This window comes from Rahnella sikkimica (genome assembly GCF_002951615.1).
Classification (GTDB): Bacteria; Pseudomonadota; Gammaproteobacteria; order Enterobacterales; family Enterobacteriaceae; genus Rahnella; species Rahnella sikkimica.
This window is the reverse complement of sequence record NZ_CP019062.1, coordinates 4,483,020-4,498,757: the sequence shown is the minus strand read 5'-3', so window position 1 is coordinate 4,498,757 and position 15,738 is coordinate 4,483,020. Positions and strand designations below refer to the sequence as shown.

The window sequence follows — 15,738 nt, the reverse complement described above, 5'->3', positions numbered from 1 at the left end:
CCTATACACAAATATTTCTGCTCGAATCTTTTTAGTATGTTTTTTGTACTAACTTATACGCCCTGAACTCTCTTCTTTCAGACAGGGAAAATGAAAAGCCCCTACCTTTCAGTCAGGTGCTTGGTAACGTTGGCTTAAGTGCCTACTTTTGCCTACTTTACTTTTCCGCCTTGTTTAAAAGCCTCTCGGGCTTCGTTAAGACTCATTTTTTTTGCCCCTCCGCCTCGATTTGGATTTCTTGACTGAAAGGGATCATCCTCCCAATTACAGTTCGGGCAGATGTCATGCTCACCTAAAGCTTCAAATACTTTTTCACCACAGCACGGGCACAGGGATTCATCACTCATTGTTTTCCCCTGCGGACATCTGGACAATGTAATTATCAGTATCAAAAATTGTGTCAAATAGCTTACTTAGGGATTCGGCCTGCTCCTTATTTACGCTAAAAACAGCAATGCCGTTGATAAAATCCATTTTATCCTCCTCGTTCCATTTCATTATTTTTGCAATAGGCTCTAAATTATGCTCTGGAATATTAACCTCTAAAGCTAAGTCTTCTGTTTTTTTATCAAACAGATCAATAGTGTAAATAATCATTATTTTTCTACCTTTCTTGTGGGATCCGCAGGTTTAGTTTGTTTGCCAGTTACGGGATCAAATTCACCTAAATGATTACGCCCACTTTTATCATAAACTTCAACGGTTCCATGTTGAGAATCCCATTCGTAAATTCTGCTTTTTGAGTCTTTCCAACGATAACGAAGCTTCCCCCCACCCTTGATAGGTGTCTTACTTACCGCTTTTTTGGCGTCTGGGAATGCAGCTAAAGGAGGAGTCCCTTTTGGTGGAGTATAATATTTATGGTCATTACTCAGATAAATATAAATCGGCGGCATACCGTGAGGCAGGTTCACCAGGATGTAATCATCAAACGATTTTTCATCCGGGATCGGCAGTGAGGTTGACGTGCTGCCTACTTCCCCTGCGCTTGGTAACGGTAGTACTGTGATAGTCGAAGGTAAATACGGTTCGTCCCGGTTGCCGGTATTGGCTGGCGCTTTAAACTCCACTTCGTCCGGCGTCCAGACTATCGTTGGCTTATCCGCACCATCTGCCCAGAACTCATAGTTCCCGGTAAAACGGTTACGCTCCATCGAGCGCACACGCACCCGATCCAGACCGCTATCAGCGCCAGTGTGATACGCCACCGGCTTTAAGCGCCCGTAGTTATCATTCACCCACTGAAACCGGATGCGGGTCGGTGCCGATTTCCCCGCCAGCACTGCCAGTTGGCTATCCGCCAGTATGTCGTCTTCTCCGGCATTCAGTTTGCTGGAATAGAACGTTCCGACCACGCCAACCGTGACAGGGTTAACAAACACGGCGCCAGAGCCGACAAAGTGACTCAGCCCGCGCAAGGCGTTCATTCCGGCCGCTGCCAACTCTGCCCCGCCGCCAGTTGCCACCGGAATTGCCAGCGGCATACCAGCCTGCGCCGGTGCGTCAGGTTTAGCGCCAAACATCCGTTTGTACCACGGTAAGCCGGTGTCCGGTTTCTGGCTACCGCTGGCCGGTTTACGTTTCGCCGCCTGGGCGTGTTGCTCTGGTTCTGGCTTCGCCGTTTCGAGCTGGGCAGGAGTACCAAACGACAGGTGGCCGAAATTATAGTGAGATTCATCTGTCGTACCCGCTTCGGTGTTACCCGCGCCACGTTCGCCAGATTTTGCAAATACCAGTACAGGGGCAACCGGAGGCGCAGAAGGGGAAACCGGCGCGGCGGTTTTTAGTGCCGCGGTCTCGGTTGGTGCGTTCTGGCTAAAAGCCTCACCCGCTGGGGAAACATATTGGGTCGTGGAGCCAAAAACGACATTGTTCGGGCATCCGCAGAGAACGCGGTCACCGGTTGCCACAAACGCCTTACCATCCTCCGACATATCGAAGACGGTTCCTATTATCTGATAAACCCCGCCACACTTGCTGCATGAGGCCATATCCCCCGTGAGTGCCAGCGCCCGGTTACCTTCGTAACATGACGACGACGCAGACAAAACCGCCCCATACGTGGTTTTATCTCCCAGACAAACTAATGCTCTAGCCATAATCCCTCATGAAACCAATGGATAAGAGCGGCTATCTTATAGCCATGAATACTTAAGCCAAATTTTTTTAGCCAATAAGAGCCACGCACTTAGCATTTTGGGATTTTTTATCTTAAATACCTGTTTTCAATTGAGGATTTAAATCGGAGGGAGCCAGAGTTAATTAACAGAAAAGGTGAACAGTTAAGCGCTTAAATCGTGGAGGACACCATGCACCACCAGCGCATTTTGAACGACGATCACGTCACCGCCATTAGGACCAAGGCGCAACCGCTCTGTTTCGGCTTGGAAGTCTCTACCTGCCTGGCGTTGAGTTTCATTTGGGGGTATTTCGTGGGGAGAGCATCGCTCTGCTGGGGGTATTTTTACAGGGTGAACAACCTGATACCCCCATATATACCCCCAGACTGAGGTAGATTTCAATAGATAGCAGAGGACAAGGCTAGAGCGACAAAGTGGCTTAAGGTGCGTATTGACTGGGTTTTAAGGACTTTTTGAGATACTACTGGAGGACATGTTGGAGCGGGTGAAGGGAATCGAACCCTCGTATGCAGCTTGGGAAGCTGCCGTTCTACCATTGAACTACACCCGCTAAGGTGTGCGACTGGCATTATAACCGGTTACGACATTGGAGCAAGGCGTGATTGCGGATAAGCGCTGGAGTTTTAAGCAGTTAGCATGAGGCGTGATCTCAGACACGAAAAAGGGCGCCGGAGCGCCCTTTGTTGTTTCCGGCGAGACTTATTTTTGCGTTTGTGGACGCATTGCCGGGAACAGGATCACGTCACGGATGGTGTGGCTGTTCGTGAACAACATCACCATACGGTCGATACCGATGCCCAGACCCGCAGTCGGTGGCAGGCCGTGTTCCAGCGCTGTCACGTAGTCTTCGTCATAGAACATCGCTTCATCATCGCCTGCATCTTTCGCAGAAACCTGGTCAGCAAAGCGCTGCGCCTGGTCTTCTGCGTCATTCAGTTCGGAGAAGCCGTTGCCGATTTCGCGACCACCGATGAAGAATTCGAAACGGTCAGTGATTTCAGGGTTTTCATCATTACGGCGCGCCAGCGGAGAAACTTCAGCCGGGTATTCAGTAATGAAGGTTGGCTGAATCAGCTGCGCTTCGGCGGTTTCTTCGAAGATCTCAGTCACGATACGGCCCAGACCCCAGCTCTTCTCGATTTTGATACCGATTGATTCTGCAATCGCGGTCGCTTTCGCCAGGTCGTCAAGATCGGCAACGTTGGTTTCAGGACGGTATTTGCAGATAGCTTCACGCATAGTCAGCTTGGCGAAAGGCTTGCCGAAATCGAAGGTCTGCTCGCCGTACTGCACAACGCTGCTGCCCAGAACAGATTCAGTCAGGGTGCGGAACAGGGTTTCGGTCAGAACGATCAGGTCTTTGTAATCCGCGTACGCCATGTAGAGTTCCATCATGGTGAACTCTGGGTTGTGACGCGGAGAAACGCCTTCGTTACGGAAGTTACGGTTGATTTCGAACACGCGATCAAAACCACCGACAACCAGACGTTTCAGATACAGTTCCGGCGCGATACGCAGATACATGTCGATGTCGAGCGCATTGTGGTGAGTGATGAACGGACGCGCTGCTGCGCCGCCCGGGATCACCTGCATCATCGGGGTTTCAACTTCCATGAAGCCGTTTTCCACCATGAAGCTGCGGATACCGGACATGATCTGAGAACGGATCTTAAAGGTTTTACGGGAATCGTCGTTGGCAATCAGGTCAAGATAACGCTGACGGTAACGCGCTTCCTGATCCTGCAAACCGTGGAATTTATCCGGCAACGGACGCAGGGCTTTGGTCAGCAAACGCAGTTCAGAACAGTGGATCGACAGTTCGCCGGTCTTGGTTTTGAACAGTTTACCAGTCGCGCCCAGGATATCGCCCAGATCCCATTTTTTGAATTGCTCGTTGTAGATGCCTTCTGCGAGGTCATCACGCGCAACGTAAAGCTGGATGCGGCCGCCAACGTCCTGCAAGGTCACGAAAGACGCCTTGCCCATGATACGGCGGGTCATCATGCGACCACCGACGGTGACGTGGATGTCTAACGCTTCCAGCTCTTCGTTGGTCTTTTCGCCGTATTTAGCGTGCAGATCGTCAGAAATACTGTCACGACGGAAATCGTTAGGGAAAGCGATGCCGGATTCGCGCAGTAAAGCCAGCTTCTCACGACGTGCTTTCAGCTCGTTATTAAGATCTGGTACGTTTTCTGCGCCTTGAGCGGCTTGTTGTTGTTCAGACATGTTGGTTCCTTATAACCCGGCTTTCAAACTGGCTTCGATGAATTTATCCAGGTCGCCATCCAACACGGCCTGCGTATTTCGTGTTTCGACGCCCGTACGCAAATCTTTAATTCGGGAATCATCCAGCACGTAAGAACGAATCTGGCTGCCCCAGCCGATGTCAGACTTGTTGTCTTCCAGCTGCTGTTTATCCGCATTTTTCTTTTGCATCTCATACTCATAAAGCTTCGCTTTCATCTGCTTCATGGCCTGATCTTTGTTTTTATGCTGGGAGCGGTCGTTCTGACATTGGGTCACAATGTTGGTCGGAATGTGGGTAATACGTACCGCAGATTCCGTTTTGTTGACGTGCTGACCACCCGCACCGGACGCGCGGTATACGTCGATACGCAGGTCTGCCGGGTTAATTTCGATTGCGATGTCATCGTCCACTTCCGGATACACAAACGCGGAACTGAAAGACGTATGACGACGGCCACCGGAGTCAAACGGGCTCTTACGCACCAGGCGGTGAACGCCGGTTTCAGTACGCAGCCAGCCAAACGCATAGTCGCCGATAATTTTGATGGTGGCGGATTTCAGGCCTGCGACTTCGCCGTCAGACTCTTCAATCACTTCCGTTTTGAAGCCCCTGGCTTCAGCCCAGCGTAAATACATACGCAGCAGCATGCTCGCCCAGTCCTGCGCTTCCGTACCACCGGAACCCGCCTGGATGTCGAGATAGCAGCTGGCACTGTCGTATTCGCCGGAGAACATACGACGGAATTCGAGCTGTTCCAGCTTGCCGGTCAGCACATCGAGTTCAGCGACGGTTTCGTTGAACGTGTCTTCATCGTCGGCTTCAACAGCCAGTTCCAGCAGGCCGGTCACATCTTCGGCACCCTGCAGTAACTCGTCGATAGTTTGAACGATAGCTTCCAGTGAGGAACGTTCTTTACCCAGCGCCTGTGCGCGTTCAGGTTCGTTCCAGACGTCCGGCTGTTCCAGCTCGGCGTTTACTTCTTCGAGGCGTTCTTTCTTGGCATCATAGTCAAAGATACCCCCGAAGAACGACTGTCCGCTCGGACAGGTCCTGAATGCGGTTTTTAACCGGATTAATTTCAAACATGATTTTTCGCGTCTTACGTTAGATTCGGAGTTGGCCCAATGCCATTCGAACCGCCGATTCTAACGGAATTAGCGGTCTTTTTATAGCAACGAGCCGTTTTTTTGCAGGCTTTATTCGGGATGAAAACCGCTTATTTCGGCCACAAATGTTCGATGATCAGCTGAACGCTGCGATTTCCCCGAAATTCATTGATATCCAGACGGTATGCAAGCTGCACTTCGCGAATGCTGCTGTCCGGCCAGAATGTCGGATCGATATTAAACGCGATGCCGTCGAGTAACGGGCCGCCACCCAGCGGTTCAATCATCAGTTTCAGATGGCGCTCTTTCAAAAGCTTTTGTTGCAGGATACGGAAAGTGCCGTCAAACGTCGGTTCCGGGAATGCCTGCCCCCACGGGCCGCCATTGCGCAGCATTTCTGCAGTATCAATCGTCAGCTCATGCGCGGAAAGTTCGCCGTCCGACCAGACCACGCCTTCAAGATGCGACGGATCCAGCCATTCGCCGACCAGTTCGGCGAAACGGTCGCGAAACTCGTCGAACTTGCCTTCTTCGAGAGACAAACCTGCCGCCATCGCGTGGCCGCCAAACTTCATCATCAGGCCAGGGTTCAGCGTATCAATACGTTCAAGCGCATCGCGCATGTGCAAACCGGCAATCGAACGGCCAGAACCTTTGAGAATGCCATCACCCGCTGGCGCGAACGCAATCACCGGGCGGTTAAAGCGTTCTTTCAGGCGCGAGGCCAGAATGCCCACGACGCCCTGATGCCATTCCGGATGGTACATCGCCAACCCGAACGGTAATGCGTCGGTGCTGCGCTCAAGTTTGTCGCACAGCGCCAGCGCTTCGACCTGCATCCCCTGCTCAATCTCCCGGCGCGTCTGGTTCAGTGCATCCAGATCGCTGGCCAGCGCTCGCGCCTGACCAATGTCTTCGCTGAGTAAAAGCGCCACGCCGACGGACATATCATCGAGACGTCCGGCAGCATTGAGCCTTGGCCCGAGCGCGAAACCCAGATCGCTGGCGCACAGCGTGCGGGCTTCACGCCCGGCAACTTCAAGCAGCGCACGAATACCGGCCCGGCATTTCCCCGCACGAATACGGTTAAGCCCCTGATAAACCATGATGCGGTTATTGGCATCGAGCGGCACAACGTCCGCCACCGTGCCGAGCGCCACCAGATCCAGATGCTCCGCAAGATTCGGAACTGGCAGATTGTTTTGCTCAAACCAGCCGCTTTCGCGCAACGCACTGCGCAGCGCCAGCATCAGGTAAAACGCGACGCCCACGCCCGCCAGAGATTTGGACGGAAACTCACAGCCATGCAGATTGGGGTTAATGATTGCTTCGGCGTCAGGCAACGTTTCGCCCGGCAGGTGATGGTCGGTAACCAGCACCTGAATGCCTTTGGCGTGCGCAAGCTCCACACCAGCGTGCGATGAAATCCCGTTATCGACGGTCAGGATCAGCTCCGCACCGCGCGATGCCGCCTGCTCCACCACTTCCGGGCTGAGGCCGTAGCCGTCTTCAAAACGGTTCGGCACCAGATAATCCAGATTACCGCAACCCATACTGCGCAAAGAAAGCAGCGTGAGCGCCGTGCTGGTTGCACCATCGGCATCAAAATCGCCGACGATAATAATGCGCATCCGATCGCTCAGGGCTTTTTGCAGCAATTTCACCGCAGTATCGATGCCATCAAGTTGCTGATACGGCAGCAAACCTGCCGCGCTGCGCTCCAGTTCTTTGCTCTGCTTAACGCCACGGGCCAGATACAACCGGCGCAATAACGGGGAAAGTTCAGCGGGGAGATCCACGCCAGTCGCCACCTCACGGCGGCGAAGTTGAGTCTGCAAGGTCACGAAAAATCAACCACCGGTTTTATGTGAAGGATCACGCTGGTCAAGCATCGCGGCCATTTCTTTTGGCGGCTGATAACCAGGGATCAAAGTCCCGTCTTCCAGCACAATGGCCGGAGTCCCTGTCACGCCAAACTGCACGCCCAGCTCGAAATGTTTCGCAATATCGCTGCTTTTGCAGGTCGCTTGCGTGATGTCATCGCCACGCATCGCCGCATCAAAACTGGTTTTGCGGTTGCCGGTACACCAGATGGATTGCATATCTTTTTCAGTTTTGGAATTCAGCCCCTGACGCGGGAATGCCAGATAACGCACGGTAATCCCGAGGTCGTTATAGTCCTGCATTTGCTGGTGCAGCTTGTGGCAATAGCCGCAGGTAATGTCCGTGAAGACGGTGATCACATGCTTCTCGTTTTTGGCCTTGTAGATAATCATCTCTTTTTGCAGCGCATCGAGTTTTTTCACCAGCGCCTTATTGGTCACGTTGACCGGCTGGCTGCCGCTGACGTCGTACATCGGGCCCTGTAAAACGTGCTTGCCATCACTGGTGATATAAATGACGCCGCTGTCGGTGGAAACCGCACTCAGGCCGGTGACCGGCGTTGCCTGAATGTCGGCGTTGTTCATTCCCAGCTTGTTCAGCGTGGCTTTGATTGCAGCATCGTCAGCATGCGCCGCGGAGCTTATACACGCAGCCAGAAGGGTCAGCAGCATTAAACCTTTTTTCATCATTTCGTCCTTTTTCCCTGGCACGTCATGCGCGGGGATGATGTTGTTGATGCAGCAGTTTGAGTCGTTCAGTCGCTACATGGGTATAAATTTGAGTTGTTGATAAGTCACTGTGGCCTAACAACATTTGCACAACGCGGAGATCAGCACCGTGGTTTAACAAGTGGGTGGCAAATGCGTGGCGCAACACGTGGGGGGATAGCCGCTCCGCATCAATACCGGCAAGGATCGCATAGTGTTTGATGCGATGCCAGAATGTCTGCCGCGTCATTTTCTGCGCCCGGCTGCTGGGAAAGACAATATCCAGAGACTGACCGTTCAGCAGCCACGGCCTGCCGTGCTCGAAATAATTCTCCAGCCAGTACACCGCTTCTTCGCCCATCGGCACCAGCCGTTCTTTATTCCCTTTACCGATCACCCGCACCACGCCCTGCCGCAGGCTGATATCACTGAGCGTCAGCCCGACCAGTTCGGAAACACGCAAACCGGTGGCGTAGAGCAATTCGAGCATGGCTTTATCACGCAGTTCGAGCGGGACATCCACCACCGGCGAGGACAGCAGCGCATCAACCTGTGCTTCGCTGAGATCTTTCGGCAAACGCTGCGGAAGTTTAGGCGAGGACAGCAGCGCCGTCGGGTCGTCCTGCCGCACCGATTCGCGGTTCATGTACTGAAACAGGCGACGCATCGCACTGAGTAAACGCGCGGAACTGGTCGCTTTATAGCCGCCTTCAATACGTTCCGACAGGAAAGATTGTAAATCTTCGGCGCTGACGTGCAGCAAATCTGTCTCGTTATGATGCATCCAGCCCAGCAGCGATTTCAGATCCTGACGATAAGACGACAGCGTATTTTCTGCGAGATTGCGCTCAATCCAGAGCATATCGAGAAACTGTTCCGTCAGGCCCAGATCGGCCTGATTGACGGCTTGCGCAGCCTGTTCAGGTGTTATCTCCTGATGGCCTGCATTATCTTGTTTTGGCATCCCGACTCCTGTTGCTTGCGTGCAGACGACACCCGCCATTATGCCTTTCATTCGCCCAAATCTGCTACACTGCCTGCCATTCGTATTCTGATGACGTTATGGCAGCAAGCATGAAAATTGGACTTTTCTACGGTTCCAGCACCTGTTACACCGAAATGGCCGCGGAGAAAATTCGCGATATTTTGGGCGAAGAGCTGGTTGATTTGCACAACATCAAAGATGTTGATCCCGATAAGATGGAAGACTACAGCATCCTGATCCTCGGCATCCCGACATGGGATTTCGGCGAGATTCAGGAAGACTGGGAAGCCGTCTGGAATGAGCTGCCTACGCTAAAATTGCGCGGAAAAATTGTCGCCATGTACGGCATGGGCGACCAGCTCGGTTACAGCGAGTGGTTCCTTGACGCACTTGGCATGCTTTATCATCAGCTGGTTCCGCTGGGCGTTCGCTTCATCGGTTTCTGGCCGACGGAAGGTTTCGAATTCACCAGCCCGAAACCGCTCAGCGCCGACGGTAAGCATTTTGTCGGCCTCGCGCTCGACGATGTAAACCAGTTTGATCTCACCGACGAGCGCCTGCAGCAGTGGTGCGAGCAGATCCTGCTGGAAATGGACGCCCTGCTGTAGCCTTTCGCGAACGAACCAGCAGATACCTCAGCCCGGTTCAGCCGGGCTGCGGGGATCACCACGCAACAATATCTGGCGCAAATGCCGCCATTCATCCAGCCCCATACTGTCCGACGCCAGCCATAACCGCTGTCTTGAGCTGCGCATCGCCTGCGCCAACCCGCCTTTGCGTTTTTCACGACGCAACGTCAGCAACACGCCGCTGCTTATCATCCAGACCGGTTGCTTAATCTGCCATTCATGACCACGCCACAGCAGGCGGTTATCCTCAAGCAGGATGATTTCGCCGGTTCGGGCCGTAATACGCCGCTGGCTGCGGATGCATTCGAACAGCACCAGCAAAAGCAGTGTCATCCATACCGGCCAGTAGCCTGCAGGCCAGGGTGCCAGCAAAATCAGTAACATCACGCCACCGTAAGACCCCAGTGAAATGAGCTGACTGCGCCAGGACACCCTGAGATCACATCGCCACAGGGCCACGGGCTTTGTTTCGAGTCTGAATAAGGGCGACCATACGCTGTAATTCGGTGTCTTTCGGTTCGCCGTGGTTCATCAGCCAGTTGAACAAATCCGGATCGTCAGAGGTCAGCAGACGCGCAAACAGCTCTTTGTCGGCATCGGTCAGCGAATCATATTCATGTTCAAAAAACGGCATGATGGAGATATCCAGCTCGCGCATACCGCGACGACAGGCCCAGTGAATACGGGAACGGTTATTGATATCCAGTTGGTTTTTGCTTTCCATAATGAGACTCTTTTTTTGGGATACAGAATGAGAATTCTTTTATATAGAAAGCGATTCTATCAGCCGTCAGCCGTCATAAGTAACTTTTCAGTGCCCTGTTTTGTCAATCTACGTGATGTGCCGTAAAACCTGCTGCAAACCTGTCGCTGGCTTTACATTCTCTGGAAGGCATCCCGTAAAAGGCACCAATAACTGTTTTCAAAGGCGGTGGGCTCTTTTACCATGAGGCATCAGTCACATTTCATTGACCGGGATAAGAAAATGGCTAACGCATTCCCCTTTCCACCGCAAAAACCTTCGGCGTCTTCGCATCTGCCGCTGACCCTGATTTCACTGGAAGACTGGGCTTTGGTGACCATGACCGGCGCGGACACGGTGAAATACCTGCAAGGCCAGGTCACCGCTGACATTGATGCCCTGCCGGTCGATCACCATATTCTTTGTGCGCACTGTGACGCCAAAGGGAAAATGTGGAGCAACCTGCGTTTGTTCACGCGTGGCGATGGCATGGCCTATATTGAGCGCCGCAATCTGCGCGACACGCAGTTGAACGAAATAAAAAAATACGCCGTGTTTTCGAAAATTACTTTCACCGCCGATGATGACGTGGTGCTGCTCGGTGTGGCTGGTTTTCAGGCCAGCGCTGCGCTGACGGGGTTATTCTCGACGCTGCCAACAGCAGAGCAGCCGGTCGTGCAGCAGGATGAAACGACTCTGCTGCATTTCTCCCTGCCCGCCGAGCGTTTTCTGATTGTCACCAGCCCGGAAAAAGCCCGTCAGGTGGTGGAAGAACTGGGTGAACAGGCGCAGCGCAACGACAGCCAGCAGTGGCTGGCGCTGGATATTGAAGCCGGTTTCCCGGTTATTGATACCGCCAACACTGCGCAATTTATCCCGCAGGCCACCAATATTCAGGCACTGGACGGGATCAGTTTCACCAAAGGTTGTTACGCCGGTCAGGAGATGGTCGCACGCGCGAAATACCGTGGCGCGAACAAGCGCGCACTGTACTGGTTATCCGGTAAAGCCTCGAAAGTACCGGCTCCGGCTGACGATCTCGAACTGCAACTCGGTGAAAACTGGCGTCGTACCGGCACCGTGCTGGCCGCAGTTCAGCTCAGTGATGGCACCGTCTGGGTTCAGGCCGTGCTTAACAACGATCTGGACGCGGATGCCAACCTGCGCGTGCGCGACGATACGACCAGCCATTTAAGTATCCAGCCGCTGCCGTATTCACTGGAAGAGACCAAATAATTCGGCACGTTCTGCCGCCTTCTTTATAACTAAACGGTTAAAAGAAGGCGGCAAATCACAACGTGATTTCCGGCTTACGCGTTGTGATGTTTACCTTTCTGGTTGAGCAAATCGACATACGCCTGATCCACCAGTTCCTGCCGGTCGATCCCCAGCCTTTCGAGCAGATCCTCTGCAATCGCAATGCCCTGCTCCGGCGTTTCGTTTTCATCAAGCACGACTTCAAACTCCAGATAATCACCCAGCCCTTTTACGCGATCGAGATGCAGACGGGTTTGGCCGAGCATGAAAAGCGTGCGCTGCTTGATAACCCTGCCCGCTGCGCCGTAGGCCAGTGTGAGCGTTTCACGCAGACTGTCAGGATCGTGAGTTTCGGAAAGCGTATAGAAACTGGTTTTAGGCCCCGCCTGATCGGGCCGCTGATAGAAAATCAGTTCACCACGATCTGCCGCCAGCGTGCGCAGCTTCAGGCGTCCGTGCGGACAGATAAAAAAGGTATCATCCTGCTCAATAATGTCCGGCAGTCCGTCAGATATCAGCGCAATCTTTTCGTACAGCGCGGAAAAATCATCAACCTTCGCTTTAATCTCAATATTTCTGGCCATCATTTACTCCCTCAAAAGTTGACTCTTTTTTACGTGTCTTTGATGAACATCCGTTGACCTTACCGTGACAGAATGCTCCGCGGCAAGGAGGTTTGATCTCGCTTACTAAATACGCAATCAGAGGCTGCAAAATCAGATCAGGGTGCTAACCTCAGGGGAGTTTTTGGAAAACTGAGGGAACGATGATGACCAAAATTTTTACGCTGACTCTGGCACCTTCACTCGACAGTGCCACACTGACACCCAAGATTTATCCCGAAGGGAAACTGCGTTGTACCGCGCCGGTCTTTGAACCGGGCGGAGGCGGCATTAACGTCGCCCGCGCCATTGTCCATCTCGGCGGGCAGGCGACGGCACTCTTCCCGATTGGCGGCCCGACCGGCGCACATCTGGCGCAGCTATTGCGCGATGAAGGGATCGCGACGGATACGGTCGAGACTCAGGACTGGACGCGACAAAACCTGCATGTTCATACCGAAAATACCGGAGAACAGTACCGGTTTGTCATGCCCGGTGCGCGGCTGAGCGATTCCGAATTCGCCAGCCTGAGCGCAAAAATCGAAAATATCCCTGCCGGTTCAATTCTGGTGATCAGCGGCAGTCTGCCGCCCGGCACGCACATTAACGCGCTGACCGATCTTATCCGCAAAGCGCAGGACGCCGGTTTGCGCTGCATTCTCGACAGCTCCGGTGATGCGCTGGCCGCAGGTCTGAAACTGGGCGGCCTGGCGCTGGTAAAACCGAATCAGAACGAGCTTTCGGCGCTGGTCGGACGGCCTCTGGAAAATCCGGGCGACGTACTGGCAGCAGCGCAGAAAATTATCCGCGACGGCGGAGCCGAACGCGTCGTGGTTTCACTCGGGCCGCAGGGTGCGCTGGCCGTTGATGCACAAGGCGCATTCCAGGTGGTTCCGCCGCCGGTGAAAAAAATGAGTACCGTCGGTGCGGGTGACAGCATGGTGGGCGCGATGACGCTCAAACTCGCCGCCGGTGCTGATCTGCCCGATATCGTGCGCTTCGGTGTTGCCGCAGGCAGCGCCGCGACGCTGAACATCGGCACGCGGTTGTGTTCCGATAAAGATACTCAGCAGATTTATCAGTATTTATGCCAGCAAACACCGGCACATTAATGCCCTGAATACGTTCCGCGAGGTCTTCCGGCGTCGCGGAGCGTAAATTCTTTGTCACACCTTCACGTATTTCCTTCCATTAGCAGATAAACTCGCAGCATCGGGTGTTGCATGCACCTTTCACATCACGCCAGAAAAGGCCGGAGGCCAGAGTCCAGAATGATATGGATTATGCTTGCTGCAATTGTTGTGGTTTTTATTGTGGGTTATTGGTTTATGACGGCAGACACCCGTAAAGCGAACGAATCTCTCGCCAGTCTGTTGAAAATTAAGCCGGTTTACATTGATTCAATGCTGCTGGAAATGGGCAAAAGACAGAGCCAGATGTTTATCCGCTCCATCAGCGGTGGCTATGCTGAAGAGATCCGCAAAGCGGCCTACGTTGTTTTTATTTATCAGACATTTATTAAAGATGCTTCGGAAGAGAACATTGTCCGCTGGCGGAACATTCTGGTGCGCGCGCACCTGCCGCCGCAGCTCAGCAGCGAGCACGCCGAACTGGCGCTGTTCTATTTTGCTGAACTGGACATCGAGCCTTTCGAACTCGCGCAGTTTCGTCGTGATTACAACGAAACCTATAATCAGATCCATCTGGTGTAGATGTCAAAAAGCCGCTGAGTCAGCGGCTTTTTTGCGTCTGCGATGGGTCACTGATTATCTGAATACGTTATCCAGATAACTGGCCAGGATCTGGCGCGAGCTGAAACCGTGGCAGATGCCGTAATACGTTTCGCTGTCGCTCGAGACATCCAGCGGGAAATTTTTATAAACGCCGCTGCTGCGAAACGATGCCGTTGGTTCAGCAAAACGCTCACTGCGTTCTTTCATCGCCGGGTGTATTACCAGGGCAGTCCGGCCAAACCGCGCTTCCCGGTTTACATACACATAGTGTTCGCCACGGCGATAACCGTAGGCTTTTTCATCAATATAATCGCGTTCAAATCCGGATGTTTCTAAAACGCGTGCCACTTCATCTGGCCGTAAATACATGGTTGCTCCTCGCTTCTTTAACCGCTAGGCGACCTTACCGCAATAAGCCTGCCAAACAATGCCTAAATCCTGAGTTTTGGCGTATTTAGGATTTATCTAAACCCAAATACCCTGTACTGAAAAAGGCTATTCGGCGGGCTTTTGCGTGCCGGTTTGCATCCATATTTTGAGGGTGAGCAGCCAGGCTACCACCACCATAAAGGCCGCCGCCAGATAGATAGAAGGCGTGCCGAGATGGGAAATAATCAGACCGGCAACCGGCCCGGTGATGCCCAATCCGAGATCCAGAAACGCGGAATACAGCCCCAGCGCCGTGCCCTGATTCTGCGGCGGAACCTGCTTCACCGCCTCGACGCCCAGCGCCGGGAAAATCAGTGAAAAACCGGAGCCGGTGAGAAACGCGCCCAACTGGACAGACAGCGGATCGTGCCCCTGCCAGATCATCAGCAAACCCGCGATTTCAAAAACGAAAGACACCAGCGAAACCCGCAGGCCGCCAAAGCGGTTGATCATGTTGCCGAAAATCAGACGCGCACCGACAAACCCAAGGCTGAATAATGTGAGGGTGAACGCTGCCCCGTTCCAGCCTTTATCCGCGTAATACAGCGTGATAAAGGTGGCAATAACGCCGAACCCGATGGTCCCAAAACCCAGCCCGAGGCCGTAAAGCCAGATGCGCCCAACCACCGCTTTAAACGCAATGCGCTTGCCCGCAGTGACCGAAATCGCCGCTTTCAGGCAAGCCAGAATGGCGGCAATGGCGGCGGCCACGACAATCAGCACCGACACGCCCATCAGGCCAAACGCATGATTGAGCATAACGCCGAGCGGTGCGCCCACGGCCATCGCGCCGTAAGTTGCCACGCCGTTCCACGAAATCACCCGTGCGGTGTGTTTCGCACCCACAGCGCCAATGCCCCACAGCGTGGTGCCGGTGCTGCCAAAGCTTTCGCCCACGCCGAGGAAAATGCGCGCCAGACACAGCAATAGCAGGCTGGCCAGCGGCCAGTCAGTCAGGAAGAACGCCGCTGCGTAGAAAACACCGCTCATGCCACAGCAAATCAGGCCGAAAATCACCACCCGTTTCGGCCCCAAAAGGTCAGCGTAGCGACCGGCGTGCGGACGGCTGATCAGGGTAGAAAAGTACTGAACGCTGATCACCAGACCGGCCAGCACGGAGTTGTATCCCAGCGTGTTATGCACAAATCCTGGCAATACCGCGAGCGGCAAACCGATGGTCAGGTAAACGACGAACGTGAACAGCATGAACGACAGAATGCGTTTATTGAGCTGTGCGTTAGAGCGAAACGAGCTTAAAAACATGAGCAGAAC

The 15,738-nt window shown here is 53.5% G+C and carries 17 protein-coding genes and 1 tRNA gene; 4 read left to right on the top strand and 14 right to left on the bottom strand.

The window, feature by feature from the left end; translation table 11 throughout:
• Window positions 1–152 precede the first annotated feature (152 nt).
• The 9 genes from BV494_RS20840 to xerD form a co-directional block, all read right to left on the bottom strand.
• Window positions 153–347, bottom strand: a complete 195-nt coding sequence (locus BV494_RS20840) for a CPCC family cysteine-rich protein (RefSeq protein ID WP_104924548.1) — start codon at window positions 345–347, stop codon at window positions 153–155.
• On the bottom strand, window positions 340–597 hold the full coding sequence (locus BV494_RS20835) for a DUF7683 domain-containing protein (RefSeq protein ID WP_104924547.1): 258 nt from the start codon (window positions 595–597) through the stop codon (window positions 340–342). The genes BV494_RS20840 and BV494_RS20835 overlap by 8 nt, the downstream gene beginning before the upstream one ends.
• Window positions 597–2,099: an S-type pyocin domain-containing protein gene (locus BV494_RS20830; RefSeq protein ID WP_104924546.1), complete on the bottom strand. Its 1,503-nt coding sequence runs from the start codon at window positions 2,097–2,099 to the stop codon at window positions 597–599. The genes BV494_RS20835 and BV494_RS20830 overlap by 1 nt, the downstream gene beginning before the upstream one ends.
• Window positions 2,100–2,617: 518 nt before the next feature.
• Window positions 2,618–2,691 (bottom strand) — tRNA-Gly (locus BV494_RS20825).
• A 149-nt stretch (window positions 2,692–2,840) separates the two neighbouring features.
• Window positions 2,841–4,370 carry a lysine--tRNA ligase gene (lysS, locus tag BV494_RS20820; RefSeq protein ID WP_104924545.1) on the bottom strand — a complete coding sequence of 510 codons (1,530 nt, stop codon included), beginning with the start codon at window positions 4,368–4,370 and terminating at the stop codon, window positions 2,841–2,843.
• 9 nt (window positions 4,371–4,379) lie between these two features.
• A protein-coding gene (gene prfB, locus BV494_RS20815) for a peptide chain release factor 2 (protein WP_104924544.1) occupies window positions 4,380–5,478 on the bottom strand; the annotation gives its coding sequence in 2 pieces (ribosomal slippage) (window positions 4,380–5,402 and window positions 5,404–5,478; 1,098 coding nt in all).
• Window positions 5,479–5,608: 130 nt separating this feature from the next.
• On the bottom strand, window positions 5,609–7,342 hold the full coding sequence (gene recJ, locus BV494_RS20810) for a single-stranded-DNA-specific exonuclease RecJ (RefSeq protein WP_104924543.1): 1,734 nt from the start codon (window positions 7,340–7,342) through the stop codon (window positions 5,609–5,611).
• A 6-nt stretch (window positions 7,343–7,348) separates the two neighbouring features.
• Window positions 7,349–8,068, bottom strand: a complete 720-nt coding sequence (dsbC, locus tag BV494_RS20805; RefSeq protein ID WP_104924542.1) for a bifunctional protein-disulfide isomerase/oxidoreductase DsbC — start codon at window positions 8,066–8,068, stop codon at window positions 7,349–7,351.
• Between the two features lie 25 nt (window positions 8,069–8,093).
• A complete protein-coding gene (gene xerD / locus BV494_RS20800) occupies window positions 8,094–9,053 on the bottom strand; it encodes a site-specific tyrosine recombinase XerD (RefSeq protein ID WP_104924541.1) in 960 nt (319 codons plus the stop codon).
• A gap of 110 nt (window positions 9,054–9,163) precedes the next feature.
• Here xerD and fldB point away from each other — a divergent pair, with 110 nt between their 5' ends.
• On the top strand, window positions 9,164–9,682 hold the full coding sequence (gene fldB, locus BV494_RS20795) for a flavodoxin FldB (RefSeq protein WP_104924540.1): 519 nt from the start codon (window positions 9,164–9,166) through the stop codon (window positions 9,680–9,682).
• Window positions 9,683–9,709: 27 nt separating this feature from the next.
• Here fldB and BV494_RS20790 read toward each other — a convergent pair whose 3' ends face one another.
• Complete coding sequence (locus BV494_RS20790) at window positions 9,710–10,162, bottom strand: protein YgfX (protein WP_104924539.1); 453 nt, start codon at window positions 10,160–10,162, stop codon at window positions 9,710–9,712.
• Complete coding sequence (gene sdhE, locus BV494_RS20785) at window positions 10,143–10,409, bottom strand: FAD assembly factor SdhE (RefSeq protein WP_104924861.1); 267 nt, start codon at window positions 10,407–10,409, stop codon at window positions 10,143–10,145. Before sdhE ends, BV494_RS20790 begins: the two co-directional genes overlap by 20 nt.
• 279 nt (window positions 10,410–10,688) lie before the next feature.
• On the opposite strand from sdhE, the gene ygfZ reads away from it, so the two are divergent.
• Window positions 10,689–11,681: a tRNA-modifying protein YgfZ gene (gene ygfZ, locus BV494_RS20780; protein ID WP_104924538.1), complete on the top strand. Its 993-nt coding sequence runs from the start codon at window positions 10,689–10,691 to the stop codon at window positions 11,679–11,681.
• 74 nt (window positions 11,682–11,755) lie between these two features.
• Here ygfZ and BV494_RS20775 read toward each other — a convergent pair whose 3' ends face one another.
• Window positions 11,756–12,289 (bottom strand): class IV adenylate cyclase, encoded by a 534-nt coding sequence (locus BV494_RS20775; RefSeq protein WP_226789995.1) that lies wholly within the window; start codon window positions 12,287–12,289, stop codon window positions 11,756–11,758.
• A gap of 182 nt (window positions 12,290–12,471) precedes the next feature.
• Here BV494_RS20775 and pfkB point away from each other — a divergent pair, with 182 nt between their 5' ends.
• Together pfkB and BV494_RS20765 are read left to right on the top strand one after the other, a co-directional pair.
• Entirely contained in the window at window positions 12,472–13,416 is a 945-nt protein-coding gene (pfkB, locus tag BV494_RS20770; protein ID WP_104924536.1) for a 6-phosphofructokinase II, read from the top strand.
• A 159-nt stretch (window positions 13,417–13,575) separates the two neighbouring features.
• A complete protein-coding gene (locus BV494_RS20765) occupies window positions 13,576–14,016 on the top strand; it encodes a DUF1198 domain-containing protein (protein ID WP_104924535.1) in 441 nt (146 codons plus the stop codon).
• Between the two features lie 54 nt (window positions 14,017–14,070).
• Here BV494_RS20765 and BV494_RS20760 read toward each other — a convergent pair whose 3' ends face one another.
• Both BV494_RS20760 and BV494_RS20755 read right to left on the bottom strand, forming a co-directional pair.
• Window positions 14,071–14,406 carry a DUF2002 family protein gene (locus BV494_RS20760; RefSeq protein ID WP_104924534.1) on the bottom strand — a complete coding sequence of 112 codons (336 nt, stop codon included), beginning with the start codon at window positions 14,404–14,406 and terminating at the stop codon, window positions 14,071–14,073.
• 126 nt (window positions 14,407–14,532) lie between these two features.
• Window positions 14,533–15,729 (bottom strand): MFS transporter, encoded by a 1,197-nt coding sequence (locus BV494_RS20755; RefSeq protein WP_104924860.1) that lies wholly within the window; start codon window positions 15,727–15,729, stop codon window positions 14,533–14,535.
• Between the last annotated feature and the right edge of the window lie 9 nt (window positions 15,730–15,738).